Source organism: Acetatifactor muris (genome assembly GCF_024623325.1).
Lineage (GTDB): Bacteria > Bacillota > Clostridia > Lachnospirales > Lachnospiraceae > Acetatifactor > Acetatifactor muris.
The window spans coordinates 26715-48012 of the sequence record NZ_JANJZD010000035.1 but is presented as its reverse complement, the minus strand read 5'-3'; the positions used below and the strand labels follow the sequence as shown (position 1 = coordinate 48012).

Below are 21298 nucleotides of genomic sequence, written 5' to 3'. Positions count from 1 at the left end.
CAAGGGCGCGAAGCGCCGCATTTTTTGACTGGTTTGTCAAGTGTTTTTGAGAAAAAAGTGGGTGATTTTTGAAAAATAGGTTCTGAAAGCACCATGAAATAAGGGCTGAAGATTCCGAGAAGTTATTTTCGGAAAAGGGAGGAAAAGCAGATGCTTCATTATGCGCTCTTTGCGGCAATCGTACTCGCTGTCTTGTGTTACATGGACTGGCAGGTAAGGAGGGTTTTCTTTTTCTATGGAGTAGGAAGAAAGAAATGGTACGTCACCTGCCTTCGGGGTGTCCTCTTTTCGGGCTTTGCATTGTTAATTGCGCTGTGGCCGCCCGGAATTGTAATTATTCTCCATTTTTTAGGCGTCTTTATCGTGACGAATTTAATGGAAGTGATAATAAAGCAGATTGGCAGGCACAGACAGGATGAAAAAGGGGGTAGGCTTTGGGAATTTCTGTGCCACGGCGGAATCCTGCAGGTATTGGCAGTGTTTCTAATGCTGGGATATGGATATTACAATGTCGGACACATAGACAGAACGGAATACATCATAGAGACGGATAAAATATCTGCCGATTACAGGATTGTTTTTATCAGCGATACCCATTATGGAACGGTACAGAATCCGGCTGTATTGCAGGAACTGATGGCAGAAATCGGGGCTTTGGAGCCGGACTTTATTGTGCTTGGCGGAGATATTGTGGAGGGCGGCACTTCAAAGGAGTCAATGGAAGAAGTCTTTTGCATGATGGGAAAGCTGGACAGCCGTTATGGGATTTACTATGTGTATGGAAACCATGACAGGCAGGAGGACAGGGAACACCGCAGCTTCACAGATCAGGAACTGGAGCAGGCCATTACAGATAATGGAATCATTATCTTAAAGGATGAATATGCGGAGATTGGGGGCGACCTGATTTTGGCAGGCAGGGATGATGTGGGATATTATGAGAAGCGGGAACGTCTGTCCGCAGAGGAAATTCTGGAAGGGGCAGATCAGGAACGCTATATCATCGTGCTGGATCATCAGCCGGTGGAAAACGCTGCAAATGGGGATGCGGGGGCAGACCTGCAGCTATCCGGGCATACCCATGCAGGGCAGGCTTTTCCGGCCGGACTGTTTATGCGTGTAATGGGAATGCCCTGTTATGGGGAATATCAGGAGAACGGCTGTAAGCTGATTGTTTCTTCCGGGGCGTCTGTGGGTGTATTTCCGATACGGACAGAGAAACATTGTGAATATGTGGTGATTGAATTGAAGCAAAGTCATGGATCAAATTGAGGTTGAGTTGAGATTCATGGTACATGGTAATGAGAAAAATAAACGAGGAGGTCCTATATGGAAAATTCATCAGCAAAAAAGGAAAAGAAAAAAATGAGCAGACGTAAAAAAGTTGTGATAGCTGTCATAGCGGTAATAGTGGCAGCGGCCATAGTTGGCGGAGGTATTTTTTACTGTACCTTTTTCCCAAATCCACTTGCAAAGAAAATTCCCGTCAGCGACATATCCGCAGGAACCATGTCTGTGACAGGTGAGAGCAATGTGCTTGTGGCATATTTCTCTTTGACAAATAACCGGGTGTATACGGCGGATGAAATGGATGCAGTGTCCTCGGCAAGCCTCAAAATAGAAGATGGAACCGGATACGGCCATGCGGAGCTTTTGGCACTTGCAGCACAGGAAGTAACCGGAGGTGATATTTTTCCTATCAAAGTAGACGACCTGTACCCGGAAACTTATGGCGGAGCGTTTGACCGGCACCATAGAGAGACGGGTACATCAATCCGGCCAGAACTGACAGAACATCTTGAAAGCATAGAAAATTACGATACGGTGATTATTATTTACCCGAACTGGCTAAGCAGTATGCCGGTGCCCGTTCTGTCATTTTTGGAGGAATATGATTTTTCGGGAAAGACGATCATACCGATTGCCACCAGTCAGGCATTGGGTTTGGGTTCCGGCCCGGAGCAGATTGCCGCAGCCTGCCCGGATGCAGTGGTGGCGGATGGACTTTCCGCAAGGAGTGAGGACGGCGTAAAAGAATTCCTGACAAAAGCTGGTCTGGCAAAGTAAAGGAGGCTTCATGCGTATCAAAAAGGTTTGCAAGTTATGTATAGATATAGGGATGCTGGTTATTACGTTTCTGCTTATGGCTTCGGAGAGAACGGGGATTGTCCTGCATATGCTCCTGGGGGCGGCTTTGTTCGTCTTAGTTGTTGCTCACAATATTTTAAATCTGGCATGGTGGGCAGGCATTGGCAAGGGAACATATAGCCGGACAAGGTGGATGCGTACTATATGGAATGTGTTGCTGCTCATTGACTTTTTACTGGTGATGATAAGCGGGATTCTGTATGCGGTCGGTCTGCATAGGATAACGGCGCTCTTATTTTTGATTCTGACTGTGATACATATAAGAGTGCATTGGAAAAAGGCTTCGGCAAAACAGCAGAAATAACAGATATTGAATAGGAGGCTTATTAAAATGGTATTGATAATCGTCTGCATTATCGCAGGACTTGGAGCAGGTATTGGAACAGGGCTTGCCGGTTTATCCGCAGCGGTGGTTATTACGCCCATGCTGATTACTTTCTGCGGATTTACGGCATATGAAGCGGTAGGAATTGCACTGGCTTCTGATGTGCTGGCTTCGGCAGTCACGGCATACACCTATGGGAAAAATAAAAATCTTGATATTAAAAACGGTCTTATAATGATGGCCTCTGTACTTGTATTTACGATTTTGGGGAGTTGGCTGTCCTCGCTCCTTCCCAATGCGGTCTTGGGAGGCAGTTCTTATATTATGACCTTTATTATGGGTGTCCGTTTTCTTGTAAGCCCCATAACAAAGACCACATCAAGGATGGATGAAATAGAGCCGAAAAAGAGGGTTATACGGTCTTTGCTTTCAGGAATCCATATCGGTCTGTTCTGTGGATTTGTCGGTGCTGGAGGTGGCGTGCTGCTTCTGATTACACTGACCTCTGTTCTCGGATATAGCCTGAAAACGGCAGTCGGAACAAGTACCTTTATTATGACATTTACGGCTTTGACAGGGGCGGTTTCCCATGTAATCATTGGCGGTACGGTAAATGTAACGGCCCTTGTGGTCTGTGTGATAGCGGCATTGGTCGGGGCAAGAGCTTCGGCGCTATTTGCGAATAAAGTGGATGCCAAAAAACAGAACAGGGTTACAGGCGTTGCACTGTGTGGATTAGGGGCTGTGCTGGCTCTTGTTAATTGGCTGTAAAAAGTATTTTGGGAGGGAAGTTTTGGAGTATGAAACGCACAATTATTATAACAGGCGGCAATACAGGACTTGGTTATTCCTGTGCCGGATATATTGCAGGGAGCAGCAACGATTATACTATTATGATAGCTTGCAGAAACGTACAGAAAGGAAACAAGGCAGCAGAAAAATTAAAGGAAAAGACAGGGAATCCTAATATTTATGTATTGGAACTTAATCTTGCTTCTTTTGCTTCTGTCAGAAAGTTCAAGGAGGATTATTGCAAAGGCGGTTATCCTCCTTTGTATGGGATAGTCTGCAACGCAGGGGTGCATCAGCATGGCAGATTGAAATATACGGAGGATGGGATTGAAGAAGCTTTTGGCGTGAATCATTTGGGACATTTCTTATTGGTGAATCTGTTATTGCAAAATATGGAAAACGATGGACGAGTTGTATTTGTGACGAGCGATACTCACGATTCGGATAAAATACAGTTCCATGATGCCGGGCGCCTTGCATACCCTGAAAAGTTTGGCTGTGCCGAAGATGGGTATCCCGTTTCAAAATTATGCAATATTTTATGTACTTATGAAATGGCAAGAAGATTAAAGGGACAAGGTAAAAAGCATATTACTGTAAATGCGTTTAATCCCGGATTTATGCCAGATACAGGGCTGCCTAAAGCTCTGCCGCCAATTTTGAATATTTTGATTCCTGCACTGATTAGTGTATACGCGGTTTGTATCGGTACATACAGCAATTCAAGAAGATCGGGAAAAGCCTTAGCTGAAATGATGGTGGGTAAAACATATGAGAATAAAACAGGTATCTACAATGACCGTGGAAAAATAAAAGAATCATCAAGGGCTTCTTATGACAAAAAAGCTGCTGTACAGCTATGGGTTGAAAGTGCTGAAATGGCTGGTCTGAAAAATGAGGAAACCATTTGCGGTATTAAAAGTTGAGGTTGAGTTGAGGTTCGGTTGAGATTGGCTTGAGATTGAATCGGCATACTATAGGAACAGCGCACAACATTTGAACTTAGGCGTTGAAGAAAGGGTGATGGCTTATGCTGCAAATAAAAGGCATATCAAAACAGTACCGGACGGGTGAGCTGGTTCAGCAGGCTCTAAATGATGTCAGCTTGAATCTGCGGGATAATGAATTTGTTTCCATACTTGGCCCCAGCGGTTCAGGTAAAACTACGCTTCTGAATGTGATAGGCGGTCTTGACCGTTACGATGCCGGAGATTTGGTTATCAATGGTATTTCCACGAAGGAATATAAAGACCGGGACTGGGACGCTTACCGGAACCATACCATCGGTTTTGTGTTCCAAAGCTACAACCTGATTCCCCATCAGACAATCCTTGCCAATGTGGAGCTGGCTTTGACGATTGGCGGTATTTCCAGAGATGACCGCAGGGAGCGGGCAAGGAAGGCGCTGGAGGAAGTGGGCCTGGGGGATCAGCTTCACAAGAAACCAAACCAGATGTCCGGCGGGCAGATGCAGCGGGTGGCGATTGCCCGTGCCCTGGTAAATGACCCGGAAGTGCTTCTGGCGGACGTAAAATGGAGTATGGTTTTAATTGTGTATTGTGTGCATAGCGTTCAGAAAAAGAGGAAAAAGGGAACGCTATACACAAACAGAACCTAAATTTGTGTATAACGTCATCAACATATAAGATAACAGAAGCAGGTGGAAGGGCATATCCCTGAAGCCGTTTTTTATTGCCTAAATTAGACAAAGTGGTGCAGGATGTTTGTGAACTATTCCGGATAGCTTTTTTCGGTGGAGATGGTATAGTGTTGTCCTGAAAAAGAGCAAGGGAGGCTTAAGCAGTATGGCACAGCAGGAAAGGATGCCCGGTGCGGCAAGAGAGAAACGCAACTGCTGGAGGCGGGGAAACGGCTCCTACAGTTACCGAGGGGAACTGAAACGGGGGATTGCGCTGAACAAGAAATACCTGAACCGGAAAGTACGCCGCAGCGCAGACACCGTCCCCAGGGGGAAAGGCTACCGGAAAATATGCCGGACAGTCAATATGGTGAATTTTACTTAAAGCATAGCCATGCACTTTCGCTTAAAGGGTGCATGGCCTTTTTGTTGGAAAAAGCCGCGGAGCAGGCTAAGGCTGCATGATCTTGAGGATTGGAGGGATGGGCATGGATGAGGAAAGCATCCGCCAGGACAGGGAACTGGCAAGGGCGGCGATCAAAGGACTGACTTCTTATGCAGAGCAGATCGCGCATCAGGGGAAGGATGAAGAAATAGGGCAGGTAAGGAGCCTGGTTGACGCATTGAGCCTGTATTGGGGAGTGGATGGAAAGAAAGACTGGACGGGGGAATTTGATCACAAAGTCCGGCAGGCCAGGCAGAAAAGGGACACGCTGCGGCAATGCTCCGGCATAACCCGGATCAAGGCAGTCATGGGGCTGTGCCGGTATGCGGAGGAAATGGCCGAGGCCCAGGGCATGGAGGAAATAGGGAGAATCCAGGAGATCCCGGATGTCATCAGGCGCATGGGGGAGGCTTTGGAAATGTGCCAGGGCGACATTGAAAATGCCTGCCGCAAAATCGAAGATATCGCAGAAACACTCAAGGCATCACCGCAGGCTATGGGAATGCAGCTTTAAAGGCATCCAAAAGCCGGCGCGGGCTGCATGCAACAGGGAGGTACGGATGGCAAAGTTTGTGGATAAGCAAAACCTGCTACAGTATAAATATTTTAACAACCTGGTCGGAAATTATGACATTGTCAGGGAGATCGTCAGCAATTATATGGCGGGGGAACAGCAGCTGTCAAACCGCACTGCACAAAGCAACCCCAGAGAGTACCGCGAGAGCCTGCGGATGCTGAACAAGGCCAAACAGGATCTGCCGGCAGCCCTCTATTCCAGGAAGGAAGACCAGGAACGATGCCATAAGGAAATCTTTTACGGCAGCACGAAACAGGCAAGACAGAATGCCAACAGATATATTGATATACTGCTTTGCATCAGCTTTTTTCAGGGGGCGCAGATAAGGCGGAGCGTGGAAGCCAGTCCGGGGATGCTGGAGGGACTTTCGGATAGAGAGAAAAGACAAAAATTTGAGTTTAAAAGGGAGGATGGGAAATACTATTCTTCCTTTTTTAGCGTGCCCAAGCTGGTGCTTGTTAACAGGGACCTGTTTGCACAGCACCTGGAGCGGGATGCGGCGGAGGAAGATCTGGAGCGTTTGGAATCCATGATGCCCAGGGATGTACACTATATCCTGAATGTCCAGCATGAGGCGCAGAGTGAATCCGCCTACCTGATCGCCAGGGAAGAAAGCCTTTATATACAGCGGCTGGGCAGATATAAGCTGACCCCGAAGATACAGCTGCGCTGTGGGGGAATGGAAGATCCTGAAATCCTGTCGGTCGCATTATGCCTCACAGACTACCTGCTGGAGATGAAAAGCATTGCGGCACAGCAGGCAGACAGCCCCAGGGAGGCCGGGGCCGGTGATGCCGGACGGCGCCGGGTATCCAAATATGTAGACCAGAACAGCATCAAGATATTTGACATATCCCGGAGCAGCGGCAGGGAAGGCTATGAACTGGAAGTGGACTATTTCAAAAAGAAGCATGGGACAGTAGGGACCGCACGGAGGACCGGGTATGAAATGACGCCCCATACCAGGCGGGGGCATTACAGGACATACAGCGATGGAAAGACCGTCTATGTCCATTCCTCTGTCATCCATAAAGAGAAATACGACGGCATCCAGTCAGCGCACCGGATCAATGATGCAGGGGAAAACAGCATTGCGCAGGAAGATGCCGGCGGCCCCACGTTCACTATGGGGATGTAGATACATGGAGGGGATGGGAATGGATATCAGACAGAGGATCAACAGATTCAACACAGAGAACCGCCCTTTTTACATTGTGGACCATGACAGCGGCGAATACAGCTTATGCCTTGCCTTTTCCTTCCTTGACGGGGAATATAAGGAGTTTGGGCAGGATGCATTTAACCGTTATGCACTGGAGATCAATGAACCGGTGGTGGATGGGAGGGGGATGTTTACGCATGGAAGCGGATACGAATGGCAGGCTGTCTTTGAAAAAGCGTTTGAGGGCGACCCGAACAGCGGCAGGATACGGTATGACTGTGAGGCGGGCGGGTTCTTCTGCTATGCGGACAGCCTGCCTCTGCTGGAGGACTTTGGCACACGTTTCAGGGCTGTCTGTATGGATGGGGAAAAATTCGCAGAAATTGTCAGCGCGGCATTGAAAGAGGATGCAGGACAGCAGTGTATGCAGGAGGCTATGTGCATGGGCGGGATGAAATAAAAAAATTGGCACCAGGCTGTTGCCGCAGGGAGCGGCCAGATTTTCCGTTATGGCGGAGGTCTGGCCGTTTTTTGACGCCCTGCGGCGGCTGGATTAATAGATAGAAAGGATGGGAAGACATGGCATCTAAATTTATGAGTGACATACCGCTTGCAGGGATGGAGGCACAGATGCAGCAGGTTCCGGGATTTAAGCCGAGGAAGTGCGGGATGTCCGTCAGCAGGCTGGAACTGACGCAGGCACGGGGAGGCTGCAGCGGGAAGGCGGAAGGGCAGGGGAACTGCGGGCCGCCAGGCGGGAGCAGGCCCTGTGGCAGCCCTGGAGGCGGCTGTGGGCGCTTTTCCTGCCTCCTCGGACGTTTTACCGATGAAGTAGGGTTTGGCCCGTTTACAGACCGGGTGTCGCGCCTGGAGGGCAGCGCAGGGAGCGCGTTCTGGGATGAGGGGCACAGGGAACGGTTCCAGATCCAGTGGAAGGCACAGGCGGACATCCCCGACAGGGATGCCATGTGTGCCGCCCTGTACCTGCTGACGGCAGACGGGATGCTGTGGGGGATGGCAGCCCAGGCGGTCCGGCCGGAGCTGATCGACTTTGCATCCGTCTGCATCAGGGGCATCGGACTGGACGGCTATGTGCTGTTCAATTCCGCAAAGGATCTGTATAAGGGGACCAACCGGCTGAGCCTGTCGGAGCTTACCGACCCGGAACTGGTCAGTGACGGGACGTTCCGGACGGTGATCACGGCATTCCTGATCCGCAGGTATGGGGCGGAGGCATTGGAGGAAGAAAGGAGCAGCGGATGTTAAAGGTATATCTGAGCAATATCGCCACATCAGAAGGGCTGTGGCTGGCATTCCCCATGGGGAGCCAGGAAAGGCAGGAGGCCATGAAGTTCGGCGCAGGGGGTACAAATGAGATCGGTGCGGCCACAAGCCCGCTGGAGGGGTTAAAGACGCATCTGGAGGGGATGACGCTGCAGCCCGGACAGGGCATACGGGAACTGGAGTTTTTAGACCGGCATACGGACTGCATGACGGAAAGGGAAAAGGGCATATTCCAGGCGGCGCTGGAGATCGAGAAGCCGCGCAGTGTAATGGAGATCGTAAACCTGTCCTGCAACCTGGATAAGTTTGCGCTTTATGAAGGCGTTTCCAGCCATGAGGAACTTGGGAGGCGTGTGCTGGGAAACGAGGAAATGCCAGAGAAGGTTGCCCTTTACCTGGATTATGGGGCAGCCGGTGAAAAGTACGCAGGCAGCCATGCCGGGTGCTTTATGAACCTTGGGTATGTGGTGCGGACGGGGGAAGCCCTGGAGCCGCTCTATGACGGCAAATTTCTGCCGCAGCCCGGATATGATAAGTCCTGCGTCATCCAGGCTTGGCTGTATTCCCCCTATTATGCCGCAGGACATTACCGGAATTACCCTGTTTCCCTTCCCGCCTCAGATGACAGGCTTGCGCTGGCAGAGGAAAAGCTGGGCTGGAGAAAGCTGGATGAGCATGAGGTGGCATATATCAGCTGCCCTGTTTCAGAACTGGAATCCTGCCTGCCGTTTTCCAGGGATATCATGGAGATGAACGCATTTGCAGGGCTGCTGGCGGAAAGGAACATCCTGGGGGATGCAGGGACAAAGGAAAAGCTGTTTGCGGCGCTGGAGGCGGAGGCACCTGAAAATATGGCGGAGGCCATGGAGATTGCCGCAGGGCTGGATCGGTACACCATGCTGCCGGAAGAAGTAAAGACAGCAGAGGATTATGCGGTTTACTATATGAAGGCCGAGCAGATGGATATAGATATAGACGCAGACCTCCAGCTGTTCATTGATTATAAAGCCTATGGGGAATTCCGGATGAGAAGGGACGGGGTGGTGCAGACGGAGCATGGGCTGGTGAGGCGGGAGGACATCCCGATGGCGCAGCCTACGGAGGAACTGGAGGAATTCAGGCTGTTCAGCCCTTTGAGCGGACTCCTGTACCCCTATGATGAGGATTATGGCGGCATCTCGGACCAGCCCATGGAAATTGGCCCTGGGGATCTGTGCCAGTATGAGGACAAGATACTGGAAAGGATCGGGCAGGAACACCTGGAGGAAGAAGGGGAAAGAGGGCTTGCCGTCTACCTCGGCAACCGCCTGCTGAAGCGGAAAGTATTCAGCATGAACCCCACCGTGGAGATATGGAACGGGGAACTGTGGGGCGTTCTGGAGGTAAAAAGCCATGGCACCCTGTCACCCCAGGAGATGTCCGGGCTGATGGAGGAATGGCTGGGACAGGAATCCGATGGCTGGGGGGAAGGCTTCGAGCAGCGGGAGATCAAGACAGAAGAAGGGGAGCTCTGCGTCAGCTTCTGGCATTCCGGCGATGATTTCTTTATCAAGACGGAGCAGGAACTCAAGCAGTGGCAGACACAGGACTTCGGGATGAAGATGGGAGGGAACGGATGATGCGGATACAGGCCAACATCTATGCAGACTGCCATGAGAAACTGCGGGGATACCAGGGGGCGATGCTGGAGCTGCCTGCCACCCCCTATGAGATCAGTGACGCCCTCCAGCGCGCCCGTGTGCCGGAGGGCGGCGGGTATACGCTGGAAAGCACCGGCGACTGGCCGGACTTCCTCTGGACTGCCCTGTCCAATGTCAGCCCCCTCTCAGGGGAAAATGCCCTGGAGGAACTGAACCTGCTGGCGGATGCCGTAAGCCGCATGGATGAGATACAGACCGGGACTTTTGAAGGGGCCGTACAGCTGCACCTGGAGGAAACAGGGAAGAACCCCACTTTAAAAGAATTAATCAACATTTCCGCCTGCCTGGATGATTATGAATTCCATCCCGGCGTGACCAATGACTTAAGCCTTGGGAGGGCCTGCATGGAGGGCGGCATGCTTGACCTGGTGGAGAGCCTTCCGGATGAGGTGGCTGCGCTGCTTGACCCCGCAAAGGTTGGGAAAGCGCTGCGGCACAGTGACCACGGGGCATTTGCCTCCAGGGGGTATGTGTACCGGGGAGTTTCTGCCGCCCGCCAGGATTTCTATGACGGGGAACACCCGCCTGCCTGCGGGGAACACCACAAGGGCCTGCTCTCCCTGCGGATAGAAAAGCTGGATGCCCCTGACGCGGACAGCGGCGTATGGCTGGAACTGCCGGCGGACGAAAAAGCCCTAGGGTGGGCACTCCTGTCTGTCGGTGAGAAAACCTTTGATACCTGCCGGATCGCAGAGGCAAAGAGCATCATCCCGGCATTTCAGTACCAGCTGGCAGGGGACGAGGACATCGGGAAGCTGAACAAGCTGGCAAAGCGCCTGCAAAAACTGCAGCAGGAGATGCCGGGGGATCTGATGCTTATGAAATACAAGGCCGTGCTGGAGCTGGAACAGTATTCTGACCTGGATATGGCGCTGGACATTGCCGCAAACCTGGGCTGTTACGATTTCAGCCCGGATGTCCTGTCGCCGGACGCATACGGGGAGTATGTCCTGCAGAGCGCCGGCATTGACACAGGCGATCCTGCCTTTTCCTGTTTTGATTTCCGTGGGTACGGGGAGCGGCTGCTTGAAGGGGCAGGCTATGTGTTTACACCCTATGGAGCCGTCACCCGAGGCGGGCAGGAGTGTGTGCATGAGTACACAGAACAGGAGCAGGAGTCTGGGCAGGGCATGGCGATGGAACAATAGCACGGCGGCCGCAGGAAAGGAGGTGGTGCGGCATAGACAGCTTTATCTCATGGGTGGGCGGGAAGAAAGCCCTCCGCAAGCTGATTTATACAATGTTCCCCGTAAATTTCGACCGCTATATCGAGGTGTTCGGCGGTGGCGGCTGGGTGCTCTTTGGCAGGCCGCCCGACTGCAGGTGTATGGAGGTCTATAACGACTATAACTCCAACCTTGCCAACCTGTTCACCTGCGTGAAGGAGAGGACATGGGCGTTCCTGAAGGAACTCGGCTTCCTGCCGGTGAATGGAAGGGATGAGTTTGCCGTCATCCGCAGGTTCCTGGACAAGCAGGAGTTTGACGCCCCGTTCCTTGCGGAGGAACTCAAGCTGGCGCAGGTATCCCTGCCGGAGCCTGACTTCGAGGAAATCCGGGCAATCCTGATGGAGAACGCGGAAGTGACGGACGTGAAGCGGGCCGCGGCATTCTTCAAGCTGATCCGCTACAGCTACGGGAGCGGCTGCACATCCTATGGCTGCAAGAACTTTGACGTGCGCAAATGCTTTGACACCATCTGGCAGGCATCCCGCAGGCTTGCCGACACGGTGGTGGAGAATAAGGACTTTGAGGCGCTGATCCGGCAGTATGACCGTGACAGCGCCTTTTTCTACTGTGACCCGCCCTATTATGAGACGGAAGGGCATTATGCCGTGGTGTTCCGCAGGGAGGACCACGCAAGGCTGCGGGATGTCCTGGCCGGGTGCGGGGGGAAATGGATGGTCAGCTACAATGACTGCGGCTTTATCCGGGACCTGTACGCAGGGTACACCATCACGGCGGTGACCCGTATCAACAACCTGGCACAGCGTTATGACGGCGGCTGTGAGTTCCCGGAGGTGCTGATCACCAACTATGACCCGAAGGAGCGGGAAAGGGCACAGCCCATGCAGATGAGCCTGTTCGGGATGTGCGGCAGCGATGGCGGGGAGGACGGATACGAAATCACGGATGCCGCCAGGGAAAAGGAAGGAGGGACCTATGGGCAATGCGATCTATAAGCTGGTGGACGGCAAGGGAAGGGTGCTGATCCCCAAGGCGCTGCGGGAAGCGGCGAACCTGGAATACGGAGGCATCGTGCGGCTGGGGCTTGCGGACGGGAAAGTGACCGTCCGCAGGGTGGATGTGATAGAACCCGGCGACCAGTCGCCGGAGGCGGTGGAAGCCTATGTGCATGCGGCCTTAAAGACCATGCCGGACAGCACAAGGCTTCAGCTGCTTGCGGAACTGAGCGGGCTGCTGCAGAAAAAGGAGGCATAGCACCATGCGCGAATATACAAAAAATGACTGCGGCCAGACCGGGTATGGTTTTTCCCTGAAAGGGAAGGTCGTGGTGTTATCCAAGGCGGCGCTGCCTCCGGAGCATCCGGGGCAGCTTTTCCTCTGCACAGGGGGGAACGGGGCAAACCCCATCCCCATGGGGCGGGGCGTGTTCCTTGTTTCCCTTTCAAACGGGGAAAGCTGCCGTTTCTGGCGGGAGGATGTGCTTGGCACGCTGAAGCCGGAACTGCTGCCGGATGGGGAAAAGCTGATGCTCTCCCAGATCCGGCCTCCGGGGGCAAAGGACATCAATAAAAATGAGCCGGAATATTCCGGGTACAGCTTCCTGCCGGACGGCCGCTACAGCGCGGGCGTATGGCTGTGCAGCCCCCAGGAGGCGCTTGATTATGTGGAGATGCAGAAGCCCTACCAGCACCGGGTGCTGGTCTGTGACAGGGATGATTTCGCGGTGATGGAAGTCATAGACGGAAAACTTGTATATCCCGATGAACAGGCACTTGCCGGATTCCGGCAGGGGCAGGGCGGAGGGATGACCATGCAATAACACAGGCGGTGCCTGTATCATGCGGGAAGGAGGGAGAAATGTGAGCCAGGTCCGGATTGAAAACGGGATCATCATGTTTTACGGAAACAAGGCCGGCAGGGTGGAGGACGGGTGCGCCGTGGTGGACCCCATGTTCAAAGGGGAGGAAATCAGCAGGTTCTTAGAAAGGCAGCGGCATATCCGGGAAGTCAGATGGATGGACGGGATGTTTGACCGCCTCATGGCAGGGGGACAGGAGGGTACTGCGGCGCAGGGACTTAAAAATGTCCGCGTCTGGCAGCTGAAGCCCGATGTGGATGTGTATATGAAATTCATCGGGTATGAGGAAACCTGCAGGAAGTTTGGCCCGCCGGATCAGGAAAACTACCACGCGGTGTATGACGGCGCGGCGGAAACCAATGACCTGGAGGCGCTGTACATGAAGTTCGGGAATGACGGCAGTGCCCTGCCTGCAGGCTACAGGGGGCATTCCCTTTCCATGAGCGATGTGCTGGAGCTTTATGACAGTACGGGGAGCAGCTTCTACTATGTGGACCGTACCGGTTTCCAGGAGATGGAGTTTGCCGCCCCGCAGCAGGCCCAGGGCCAGACAATGCAGCTCTGACAGGCAAAAAGGCGTCCAACGCCGGCCTGTCTGCTGGATAGATAGCATCAATGCCTTTAGGAAGGCAGAAAAAGAAGGAGGATTTTTATGTCTACACTGGATGTCAAGATCAGTTCCATGTACCCGCCCGGACAGCAGGGCGGCATCAGGGCTTATGCCTCTGCGACCATAGACGGCTGTTTTGCCGTGCGGGGGATCAAGGTGGTGGAGGGCGGCAGGGACGGCCTGTTCGTATCCATGCCCAGCCGCAAGACGGTGGACGGCTACAAGGAAGTGTGCTTCCCTGTGACCGCGGAATTCCGCAGTGAGTTCCACAATGCCGTGCTGGATGCCTACCAGCAGGCGCTCACCATGGCGCAGGCGCCGCCTGCCCCGCAGGAGGCGCCCGAAGGCGGGACACCCCAGGAAGGCCAGCAGATGGCAGGGATGTAACAGAAGCAGGACCACAATATCAAAACCATAAAACCAAAAAATGGAGGGACCATCAATGAAGAAGATCAGAAATCAGTTTAACAGGGTGTGCGGTGTTTTGGCGGTAAAGGCCATGGAGGCAAAGGAGAAACTGGCGGAGCGTTCCGGCGAGGGCTATGTTGACACGGCGGTCAAGATCCTGATCGCAGTGGTGCTCGGCGCACTCCTGCTGGCCGGCCTGTATGCCCTGTTCAAGGATACGGTTCTGCCCACGCTGGTAAACCGCATCCAGCAGATGTTCAACTATGCCGGTTAACCCGGCAGCCTGCCAGGGAACGCCTATGCCGCCAGGGATGCTGCTGCAGGCTGTGCTGTTTCTCTTTCTGCTGGTGATTGTTTCCGTCTGGGACATAAAGGACCGGGAGATCCCGGACGGGCTGCAGGCGGCCATCGCACTGCTGTCCCTGCTGCATTTTTCCCCGTGGAACCTGGCCGGGGCGCTTACGGCGCTGCCGTACCTCTTAGTGGCCCTGGCAGGAAAGGGGACAGGCGGGATCGGGGGCGGGGACATCAAGCTGGCGGCATCCATGGGGACCGTGCTTGGACTGCCGGCCGGCCTGGCGGCATCCGTCCTGGGGCTGTCAGCATTTACCGTTTACGGGCTTATCTGTTCCTGCATAAGGAGGCTGAAGGGGAGGAAGGGAAGGGCCGCCTACCCCGCGGGGCCGTTCCTGGCGGCAGGGGCAGCAACAGCCTATTTCATGGAGATTGGAGGATGGATCATATGAAAAAGAAAATCATCATCACATTTTGTGCCGCTGTGCCGGTTGTGGCGCTGGCGGCGTTTTTACGCAGCCGCAGGAAAAGATACGCGGTGCGGTAGTGAAAAAGGGCGGGCTTTCAGGGAAGGCCCGCCAGATACTTAATACAGAATATTTGATTTTCAGGAGGGAACAGTTTGGCTGTCCCATCCAAATATTGAAATGATGCCCGCTGGAGCGGGCAGGGAGGTGTAAGAATGCAGATTTTTAAGAACAGGATCGTCATAGGAGTGGCCTGCATCATCCTGTCGCTTGTCATATGCTTTGCGGTCACGCCGCTCTTTAACAGGAGCATCAGCGAAAAGACACAGATCGTGCGGGTGGTCAGGGAGATCAAAAAGGGCGAGGAGATCACGGCGGCACAGGTAAAGGTGGTGGAAGTAGGCGGCTATAACCTGCCGGAGGACGTGGTGAGGAACCCTGAAACCGCCATCGGCAGGTACGCCTCCGCCGATTTTGCGCCGGGGGATTATATCATCGCCTCCAAGATCGCGGATGAGCCTGCCGCAGAGAATGCCTACCTTTACAGCCTAAACGGGGAAAAGCAGGCCATGTCCGTGACGGTGAAAGCCTTTGCCAACGGGCTGTCCGGGAAACTGCAGAGCGGCGACATCGTATCCGTCATAGCCCCGGATTACAGGAAACAGGGGGTGACCGTGATCCCGCCCGAACTTAAGTATGTGGAGGTCATCGCCGTGACGGCGGACAGCGGGTATGACGCCAACACAGGGGAGCGGGAGGATGAGGACTCGGAAAGGGAGCTGCCTGCCACCGTGACGCTGCTGGTCACGCCGGAGCAGTCCAGGATACTGGCGGAGCTGGAAGCGGACGGCAGGCTGCACCTTTCCCTGGTATACCGCGGGGATGCGGGAAATGCCGCCAGATTCATTGCGGCACAGGAGGCCGTGCTGGAGGAACTGTATGCGCCTGAAGAAGAAAGCGGGGAAGGAACCGCAGAAGGCGCCCAGGAAACGGAGGAAAGAAACGGGGAGCAAAAAGACAGCTGGTCCATGGAGGAAGAAATCGGGAAAGCAGAGGAAGCGCTGTCGGGAAGCGGGGTGGAGTAAGCCTTGAATTTCATGAAAAACAGCATATTCAACAGGAAGGACGGCGGGGATGACGGCCGCATGGAGCCGGAAAAGGGAAACCAGGTGCTGGCGGTGTGGGGAAGCCCCGGCTGCGGCAAGACAACGGTGGCCGTCAAGCTGGCGGCCTACCTGGCACAGCAGAAGAAGGACGTGGCGCTGCTCCTATGCGACATGAACACGCCCATGCTCCCCTGCATCTGCCCTCCGGGGGACCTGGAGGAAGAACATTCCCTGGGGAGCATCCTTGCGGCAAGCCATGTGTCGGAGTCCCTGGTGCGGCACAACTGCATCACCCATAAGAGGTTCCGCCACCTTGCCATCATCGGGATGCGGAAGGGGGAGAACGAATACACCTATCCGCCCTATGAGCGGACCCAGGCGGAGGAACTGCTGGAGGCGTTAAGGAACATCGCCCCCTATGTGGTCATCGACTGCGGCAGCTCCATCGCCAACGACATCCTCTCCGCCATCGCCCTGCTTAAGTCCGATGCGGTGCTGCGGATGGTAAACTGTGACTTAAAATCCATCAGCTACCTGTCCAGCCAGCTGCCCCTGTTAAAGGAGAGCAGATGGGATGCGGAGAAGCAGTACAGGGTGGCAAGCAACGTGTACCCTAACGAGGCCAGCGGCCATATGGAGCAGGTGCTGGGGAGTGTGGCGTTCCAGATCCCCCATTCCGGGGAGGTGGCGTCACAGACCCTGGAGGGGAACCTGTTTAAAGAGCTGGGCCTGAAGGACAGCAGGGCATTCCGGAAATCACTGGAGTCCATCGCAAAGGAGGTGTTCGGATGTTAGGGGAAAAGCGGAGCAGGGCGGCATTCCAGGGGGATTTCCCGGAAAGTGTTCGGGACGGGGGAGCCGCGGATGCAGGGAAACCGGAGGCGGGAAATGCGCCGTCCGGGTACAAAGGGGAAAGACAAAAGGGAACCGGGCAGGCTGGACCAGGAAACGCGCCGGAGAGGGGCACGGGGGCGGGAATGCCCGTTCCAGTATCGGCCGGGGAGGCATACCTGGACAGCCTGCTAAACGGCTGCCTCGGCGGGGAGGCAGCCGGATGCCCTGGCAGTGACAGCAGGGCAATGGGGGATGGCAGGGGAACCTTTCCCGCACATACGGATGAAAGCGGAAAGACCCGGACGGATGCCGGGAAACAGGCGGGAAACGTCTGCAAGCCTGCGGCAGGGGAAATACGGCATATCCCTGTGGCAAAAACAGGATCTTCCGGAGAGGCATCTGCTGAAAGGAAAGAAGTGCCTGAAAGGGAGGAATCCGCTGAAACGGAAGAAGATTATGATACACCCAGGCGGGACGTTAGGACGCTGCGCACCCATGGCCTGTTCTTTGAGGCGGATGCAGAGGGCCGGGATTTTTCCTCGGTGCTTAAGGAGGTGCAGGCATACCTGTCCAGGGAGTACAGCAGCCTGGTCACGGCAGAGGGCAGCGAAGATGCAAGGGCGCAGATCCAGCGCTTTGCTGGCAAGTACATCCAGGACCACCGGATATCCGTGCCCGGCATGGATACGGAAACACTGATCGCCGCCATCTATTCCGAGATGGCGGAATTCGGTTTCCTGACCAAATATATCTACGGGGAGGGCATTGAGGAAATCGACATCAATGCATGGGATGACGTGGAGGTGCAGTTTGCGGGCGGCGTGACGGAGAAGCTGGCGGAGCATTTTGACAGCCCGGAGCATGCCATCAACGTGGTGCGGCGCATGCTGCATGTCTCCGGCATGGTGCTGGATGACGCCAGTCCCAGCGTCCTAGGACATCTTTCCAAGAACATCCGTATCGCTGTATTAAAGACGCCCATCGTGGATGAGGACGTGGGCGTGGCGGCCAGCATCCGCATCGTCAACCCCCAGAGCATGAAAAAGCAGGACTTCATAAAGGGCGGCACGGCCACGGGGCAGATGCTGGACTTCCTGGCGCAGTGCATCCGGTACGGTATCTCCGTGTGCGTGGCGGGGGCAACCAGCTCCGGCAAGACCACCCTCCTTGGGTGGCTGCTCACCACCATCCCGGACGGCAAGCGCATCTACAGCATAGAGAACGGCTCCAGGGAGCTGGCCCTGGTGCGCAGGAAGGAGGGAAAAGTGGTCAATTCCGTCATCCATACCCTGACCCGTGACAGCGAGAACGAGCGCCAGAGGGTGGACCAGATCGCCCTCCTTGACATGGCGCTGCGTTTTAACCCGGACATCATCGTGGTGGGGGAGATGCGCGGGCCGGAGGCGAATGCGGCGCAGGAGGCCGCCCGCACCGGCGTGGCCGTGGTCACCACCATACACTCCATGAGCTGCGACGCCACCTACAGGCGCATGGTGTCCCTCTGCAAGAGGGCTGTCGACATGGGGGACGACACCCTGATGGGATTTGTCACGGAGGCATACCCCATCGTGGCATTCTGCAAGCAGCTGGAGAACAAGGACCGGCGCCTGATGGAGATCATGGAATGCGAGATCCTGCCGGACGGCACAAGGAAGTTCCGCCCCCTGTTCCAGTACCAGATCACAGAGAACAGGGTGGAAAATGGGAAATTCATCATCAAGGGGAGCCATAAGCAGGTCAACCCCATATCGGAGGGCCTTGCCCGGCGCCTGATGGAGAACGGGATGCCCCAGGAGATGCTCCTGCGGCTCCTTGCGGCGCCTGATAAAAACAGAGAAAGGAAGGAGGGGAGTGCCCTATGACGGCAATTGAACTGTTAGCCTGCGCCGGGCTGATTACCGGCGTGTTCCTGATCCTGGGATTAAAGCCCACGGAGTTCACGGACGGCCTGTTTGCCTTTCTGATAAGACCGAAAGGCAGCATCCGGGAGGATATCCGGGAAACCTCCGGGCGGAAGAAGCCCGGCCCGCTGCGCCGGGAGATACTGGAGGCGCAGGGCGTGCTGGAAATGACGGGGAGGGGGCGGCGGTTCTCCCTGGTATGTGCGGCAGCCCTGGCGCTGTTCTGCGCGGGAGGCTCCGCCGCCATCCTCTTGGGGAACTTTTTCCTTGCCCCGGTCCTGGCGGTGGGCTTTCTGTTCCTGCCGTTCTGGTATGTGAAGCTGACGGCCAGCCATTACAAGCGTGATGTATCGGCGGAGCTGGAAACGGCGCTGTCGGTAATCACCACCGCCTACCTGCGGACGGAGGACATCGTGACCGCCGTGGAGGAAAACATCAGCTATTTAAACCCGCCGGTCTCAAAGGTGTTTAAGGACTTCCTGATGCAGATCAAGATGGTCAGCCCGGATGTGGAAACGGCATTAAAAGCCATGCGGGGGAAAATCGACAACGAGGTGTTCCGGGAGTGGTGCGACGCCGTCAGCGACTGCCAGAATGACCGGAGCCTGAAGACCACCCTGACGCCCATCGTGGCGAAACTCTCGGACATGCGCAACGTGAACGCGGAGCTGGAGTACCTGATCGCGGAACCCCGCAAGGAATTCCTGATCATGGTCATCTTCGTGGTGGGCAACATCCCATTGATGTACCTGTTGAACAAGGACTGGTACCATGTGCTGATGCACACGCCGCTGGGGCAGGTGATCCTGTCCGCCACAGCCGCGGCGATCTTCCTATCCGCAGGCTTCGTGGTGAAGCTGACCCGTCCCATAGAATACAGGAGGTGAGCGCCATGACGGGACTTTTATTCTTATTCGGGCTGTTTTTGGCCCTTGGGCTGTTCTACCTGGCAGCCGCATTCCTACGCCTGCCCACCACCGGCGCATCCAGGGCCATGCTTGGGACGGCAAAACAGGAGAAGAAGGCGGCAAAGGCCGTGGAAACCTGCCTGATGTCAGCGGCGGTGAAACTGTCAAAATACATCCGGATGGATGAATACAAGAGAAGCCGGATGGCAAACGTGCTGAAGGCTGGCGGCATGGGCATGGAGCCGGAGGTCTACCAGGCATACGCCCTTGTGAAAGCGGGGGCGGTACTCTTGAGCATCATCCCCTGCCTTTTCCTGATGCCGCTCTTATCGCCCTTTGTGGTGGTCCTTGCCCTCCTTTTGTATTTTAAGGAGACCGGGAAAGCGGATGAGCGGCTGAAGGCAAAGCGGGAGCAGATCGAGGGGGAGCTGCCCAGGATGGTGGCCACCATCGAGCAGGAGCTGAAGGCCAGCCGGAACGTGGTCGGCATGCTGGAGCGTTTCCGGGGGAATGCGGGGGAGGCCCTGAAGGGGGAGCTTGACGTCCTGCTGGCGGACATGCGCTCGTCCAACTACGAGGCGGCGCTGACCCGGTTCGAGGCAAGGCTGAACTCCCCCATGCTCTCGGATGTGGTGCGGGGACTGATCGGTGTGCTGCGGGGCGATGACAGCGCCGTATATTTCCAGATGCTCTCCCATGACTTCAAGCAGATGGAACTGCAGAGGCTGAAGGCACAGGCGCAGAAGATACCGCCCAAGATCCGGGTGTTCTCTTTCATCATGCTGGTATGCTTCCTGCTGACCTACCTTGCCATTATCTGTTATGTGGCGCTGCAGAGCCTCGGCGGGATGTTTTAAGGAAAGGGATGGAATATGAAAACAATCTATAATAATGAAATATATGAGGTCATTGACATCTCGCCCATGGATGAGGATAACGGCTGTCAGATTACACTGTGTTCAGACAGGACAGGGAGGGTAGTGGCGGAGGATGCGCTCTGCCATGACGGTGCAGGGTATCCCCTGGCATTCCTGCCGCTTGGGATATCGGACGGGCAGACGCTGGCGCTGATCCGTGAATTCGACACCTGGTATGCGAACACAGGGCAGAACCTGCGGTACTGGGCTGCGGAATTCCAGCTGATCGTCCGTATGCTGCTGTGCGGATACATGGTGGCAAACCCGCAGTACCTGGAACTGGATGAAGTGATAGGACCGGCATGGGAAACCATAAAGGGGGACAGGGAAAGCATGGGGAAGGAGGCGGACAAGGTCATGGAAGGCGGAAAGGAAAGAAAGCTGAAAGAGCGGCTGAAAGCAAATTATGAGGAATACATCCGGGAGCTTGGGCAGAAGCCTGCGGGGGAGCTCATTGGGATGGCACCGGAGATTGCCGCCGCAGAATTCATGTATAAGGAACTGAGCGTGGAAGGGGCATTCGGGGAATATGCCGGGTACCTTTTGCAGTTTGAAAATCCGCTGGAACTGCTCCGGGACAGCTGGCAAGGCTATGAAGATTGTGACCGTCATGAGGAAATCGACCATATGCTCTGGGACATGAAAGACAAGGGGATCGGCATCGGGGATTATCCCATGGCGGAGCAGGCAGGGGAAGATGCCCAGGGACAGGGGGTGGTCATGTGCTGAGAAATAA

Annotated in this window: 25 protein-coding genes and 1 pseudogene; all 26 read left to right on the top strand. The window is 54.8% G+C overall.

The window, feature by feature from the left end; all coding sequences use genetic code 11:
• The first annotated feature begins 150 nt into the window (after positions 1-150).
• The 26 genes and pseudogenes from NSB25_RS23570 to NSB25_RS23445 all read left to right on the top strand — a co-directional run bounded on the left by NSB25_RS23570 (position 151) and on the right by NSB25_RS23445 (position 21291).
• The gene (locus NSB25_RS23570) at positions 151-1272 is read left to right on the top strand and encodes a metallophosphoesterase (protein ID WP_103241859.1); all 1122 of its coding nucleotides are present in this window, start codon (positions 151-153) and stop codon (positions 1270-1272) included.
• A gap of 57 nt (positions 1273-1329) precedes the next feature.
• Positions 1330-2067 carry a flavodoxin gene (locus tag NSB25_RS23565; protein ID WP_103241858.1) on the top strand — a complete coding sequence of 246 codons (738 nt, stop codon included), beginning with the start codon at positions 1330-1332 and terminating at the stop codon, positions 2065-2067.
• A 10-nt stretch (positions 2068-2077) separates the two neighbouring features.
• On the top strand, positions 2078-2452 hold the full coding sequence (locus tag NSB25_RS23560; protein ID WP_103241857.1) for a hypothetical protein: 375 nt from the start codon (positions 2078-2080) through the stop codon (positions 2450-2452).
• Between the two features lie 27 nt (positions 2453-2479).
• On the top strand, positions 2480-3244 hold the full coding sequence (locus NSB25_RS23555) for a sulfite exporter TauE/SafE family protein (RefSeq protein ID WP_103241856.1): 765 nt from the start codon (positions 2480-2482) through the stop codon (positions 3242-3244).
• A 29-nt stretch (positions 3245-3273) separates the two neighbouring features.
• Complete coding sequence (locus NSB25_RS23550) at positions 3274-4191, top strand: SDR family NAD(P)-dependent oxidoreductase (RefSeq protein WP_103241855.1); 918 nt, start codon at positions 3274-3276, stop codon at positions 4189-4191.
• Between the two features lie 104 nt (positions 4192-4295).
• Positions 4296-4793, top strand: a pseudogene (locus NSB25_RS23545) (ABC transporter ATP-binding protein); the annotation flags it as partial.
• A gap of 277 nt (positions 4794-5070) precedes the next feature.
• Positions 5071-5289 (top strand): hypothetical protein, encoded by a 219-nt coding sequence (locus NSB25_RS23540; protein ID WP_103241853.1) that lies wholly within the window; start codon positions 5071-5073, stop codon positions 5287-5289.
• A gap of 103 nt (positions 5290-5392) precedes the next feature.
• On the top strand, positions 5393-5863 hold the full coding sequence (locus tag NSB25_RS23535) for a hypothetical protein (protein ID WP_146040168.1): 471 nt from the start codon (positions 5393-5395) through the stop codon (positions 5861-5863).
• A gap of 46 nt (positions 5864-5909) precedes the next feature.
• Positions 5910-7064, top strand: coding sequence for a hypothetical protein (locus NSB25_RS23530; RefSeq protein ID WP_103241851.1), 1155 nt, complete (start codon positions 5910-5912; stop codon positions 7062-7064).
• 19 nt (positions 7065-7083) lie between these two features.
• Complete coding sequence (locus NSB25_RS23525; RefSeq protein ID WP_103241850.1) at positions 7084-7548, top strand: hypothetical protein; 465 nt, start codon at positions 7084-7086, stop codon at positions 7546-7548.
• 119 nt (positions 7549-7667) lie between these two features.
• On the top strand, positions 7668-8354 hold the full coding sequence (locus NSB25_RS23520; protein WP_103241849.1) for a hypothetical protein: 687 nt from the start codon (positions 7668-7670) through the stop codon (positions 8352-8354).
• Positions 8348-9991 (top strand): DUF6329 domain-containing protein, encoded by a 1644-nt coding sequence (locus tag NSB25_RS23515; protein WP_242982586.1) that lies wholly within the window; start codon positions 8348-8350, stop codon positions 9989-9991. The genes NSB25_RS23520 and NSB25_RS23515 overlap by 7 nt, the downstream gene beginning before the upstream one ends.
• Complete coding sequence (locus tag NSB25_RS23510; RefSeq protein WP_103241848.1) at positions 9988-11220, top strand: DUF6329 domain-containing protein; 1233 nt, start codon at positions 9988-9990, stop codon at positions 11218-11220. The genes NSB25_RS23515 and NSB25_RS23510 overlap by 4 nt, the downstream gene beginning before the upstream one ends.
• A gap of 53 nt (positions 11221-11273) precedes the next feature.
• On the top strand, positions 11274-12254 hold the full coding sequence (locus NSB25_RS23505; RefSeq protein ID WP_172455256.1) for a DNA adenine methylase: 981 nt from the start codon (positions 11274-11276) through the stop codon (positions 12252-12254).
• Positions 12235-12513 (top strand): AbrB/MazE/SpoVT family DNA-binding domain-containing protein, encoded by a 279-nt coding sequence (locus NSB25_RS23500; protein ID WP_103241846.1) that lies wholly within the window; start codon positions 12235-12237, stop codon positions 12511-12513. Before NSB25_RS23505 ends, NSB25_RS23500 begins: the two co-directional genes overlap by 20 nt.
• 4 nt (positions 12514-12517) lie before the next feature.
• On the top strand, positions 12518-13078 hold the full coding sequence (locus NSB25_RS23495) for a hypothetical protein (protein ID WP_103241845.1): 561 nt from the start codon (positions 12518-12520) through the stop codon (positions 13076-13078).
• 40 nt (positions 13079-13118) lie between these two features.
• Positions 13119-13682, top strand: coding sequence for a YodL domain-containing protein (locus NSB25_RS23490; RefSeq protein WP_103241871.1), 564 nt, complete (start codon positions 13119-13121; stop codon positions 13680-13682).
• 87 nt (positions 13683-13769) lie between these two features.
• Positions 13770-14114 carry a SpoVG family protein gene (locus NSB25_RS23485; protein WP_103241844.1) on the top strand — a complete coding sequence of 115 codons (345 nt, stop codon included), beginning with the start codon at positions 13770-13772 and terminating at the stop codon, positions 14112-14114.
• A gap of 55 nt (positions 14115-14169) precedes the next feature.
• Positions 14170-14409 (top strand): DUF6133 family protein, encoded by a 240-nt coding sequence (locus tag NSB25_RS23480; protein WP_103241843.1) that lies wholly within the window; start codon positions 14170-14172, stop codon positions 14407-14409.
• A complete protein-coding gene (locus tag NSB25_RS23475; RefSeq protein WP_103241842.1) occupies positions 14399-14881 on the top strand; it encodes a prepilin peptidase in 483 nt (160 codons plus the stop codon). The genes NSB25_RS23480 and NSB25_RS23475 overlap by 11 nt, the downstream gene beginning before the upstream one ends.
• A gap of 230 nt (positions 14882-15111) precedes the next feature.
• Positions 15112-15981 (top strand): Flp pilus assembly protein CpaB, encoded by an 870-nt coding sequence (gene cpaB / locus NSB25_RS23470; RefSeq protein WP_103241841.1) that lies wholly within the window; start codon positions 15112-15114, stop codon positions 15979-15981.
• A gap of 3 nt (positions 15982-15984) precedes the next feature.
• Positions 15985-16797, top strand: a complete 813-nt coding sequence (locus tag NSB25_RS23465) for an AAA family ATPase (protein ID WP_103241840.1) — start codon at positions 15985-15987, stop codon at positions 16795-16797.
• Positions 16791-18698, top strand: coding sequence for an ATPase, T2SS/T4P/T4SS family (locus NSB25_RS23460; protein ID WP_242982585.1), 1908 nt, complete (start codon positions 16791-16793; stop codon positions 18696-18698). Before NSB25_RS23465 ends, NSB25_RS23460 begins: the two co-directional genes overlap by 7 nt.
• Complete coding sequence (locus tag NSB25_RS23455) at positions 18695-19624, top strand: type II secretion system F family protein (protein ID WP_103241839.1); 930 nt, start codon at positions 18695-18697, stop codon at positions 19622-19624. Before NSB25_RS23460 ends, NSB25_RS23455 begins: the two co-directional genes overlap by 4 nt.
• A gap of 5 nt (positions 19625-19629) precedes the next feature.
• Positions 19630-20502: a secretion protein F gene (locus tag NSB25_RS23450; RefSeq protein WP_103241838.1), complete on the top strand. Its 873-nt coding sequence runs from the start codon at positions 19630-19632 to the stop codon at positions 20500-20502.
• 15 nt (positions 20503-20517) lie between these two features.
• Complete coding sequence (locus NSB25_RS23445) at positions 20518-21291, top strand: DUF3848 domain-containing protein (protein WP_242982584.1); 774 nt, start codon at positions 20518-20520, stop codon at positions 21289-21291.
• The last annotated feature ends 7 nt before the right edge of the window (positions 21292-21298 follow it).

Excerpts from the sequence above, each read along its gene's own strand:
- NSB25_RS23570 (WP_103241859.1), top strand. The coding sequence starts at position 151 with ATGCTTCATTATGCGCTCTTTGCGGCAATCGTACTCGCTGTCTTGTGT.
- NSB25_RS23565 (WP_103241858.1), top strand. The coding sequence starts at position 1,330 with ATGGAAAATTCATCAGCAAAAAAGGAAAAGAAAAAAATGAGCAGACGT.
- NSB25_RS23560 (WP_103241857.1), top strand. The coding sequence starts at position 2,078 with ATGCGTATCAAAAAGGTTTGCAAGTTATGTATAGATATAGGGATGCTG.
- NSB25_RS23555 (WP_103241856.1), top strand. The coding sequence starts at position 2,480 with ATGGTATTGATAATCGTCTGCATTATCGCAGGACTTGGAGCAGGTATT.
- NSB25_RS23550 (WP_103241855.1), top strand. The coding sequence starts at position 3,274 with ATGAAACGCACAATTATTATAACAGGCGGCAATACAGGACTTGGTTAT.
- NSB25_RS23540 (WP_103241853.1), top strand. The coding sequence starts at position 5,071 with ATGGCACAGCAGGAAAGGATGCCCGGTGCGGCAAGAGAGAAACGCAAC.
- NSB25_RS23535 (WP_146040168.1), top strand. The coding sequence starts at position 5,393 with ATGGATGAGGAAAGCATCCGCCAGGACAGGGAACTGGCAAGGGCGGCG.
- NSB25_RS23530 (WP_103241851.1), top strand. The coding sequence starts at position 5,910 with ATGGCAAAGTTTGTGGATAAGCAAAACCTGCTACAGTATAAATATTTT.
- NSB25_RS23525 (WP_103241850.1), top strand. The coding sequence starts at position 7,084 with ATGGATATCAGACAGAGGATCAACAGATTCAACACAGAGAACCGCCCT.
- NSB25_RS23520 (WP_103241849.1), top strand. The coding sequence starts at position 7,668 with ATGGCATCTAAATTTATGAGTGACATACCGCTTGCAGGGATGGAGGCA.
- NSB25_RS23515 (WP_242982586.1), top strand. The coding sequence starts at position 8,348 with ATGTTAAAGGTATATCTGAGCAATATCGCCACATCAGAAGGGCTGTGG.
- NSB25_RS23510 (WP_103241848.1), top strand. The coding sequence starts at position 9,988 with ATGATGCGGATACAGGCCAACATCTATGCAGACTGCCATGAGAAACTG.
- NSB25_RS23500 (WP_103241846.1), top strand. The coding sequence starts at position 12,235 with ATGGGCAATGCGATCTATAAGCTGGTGGACGGCAAGGGAAGGGTGCTG.
- NSB25_RS23495 (WP_103241845.1), top strand. The coding sequence starts at position 12,518 with ATGCGCGAATATACAAAAAATGACTGCGGCCAGACCGGGTATGGTTTT.
- NSB25_RS23485 (WP_103241844.1), top strand. The coding sequence starts at position 13,770 with ATGTCTACACTGGATGTCAAGATCAGTTCCATGTACCCGCCCGGACAG.
- NSB25_RS23480 (WP_103241843.1), top strand. The coding sequence starts at position 14,170 with ATGAAGAAGATCAGAAATCAGTTTAACAGGGTGTGCGGTGTTTTGGCG.
- NSB25_RS23475 (WP_103241842.1), top strand. The coding sequence starts at position 14,399 with ATGCCGGTTAACCCGGCAGCCTGCCAGGGAACGCCTATGCCGCCAGGG.
- cpaB (WP_103241841.1), top strand. The coding sequence starts at position 15,112 with ATGCAGATTTTTAAGAACAGGATCGTCATAGGAGTGGCCTGCATCATC.
- NSB25_RS23460 (WP_242982585.1), top strand. The coding sequence starts at position 16,791 with ATGTTAGGGGAAAAGCGGAGCAGGGCGGCATTCCAGGGGGATTTCCCG.
- NSB25_RS23455 (WP_103241839.1), top strand. The coding sequence starts at position 18,695 with ATGACGGCAATTGAACTGTTAGCCTGCGCCGGGCTGATTACCGGCGTG.
- NSB25_RS23450 (WP_103241838.1), top strand. The coding sequence starts at position 19,630 with ATGACGGGACTTTTATTCTTATTCGGGCTGTTTTTGGCCCTTGGGCTG.
- NSB25_RS23445 (WP_242982584.1), top strand. The coding sequence starts at position 20,518 with ATGAAAACAATCTATAATAATGAAATATATGAGGTCATTGACATCTCG.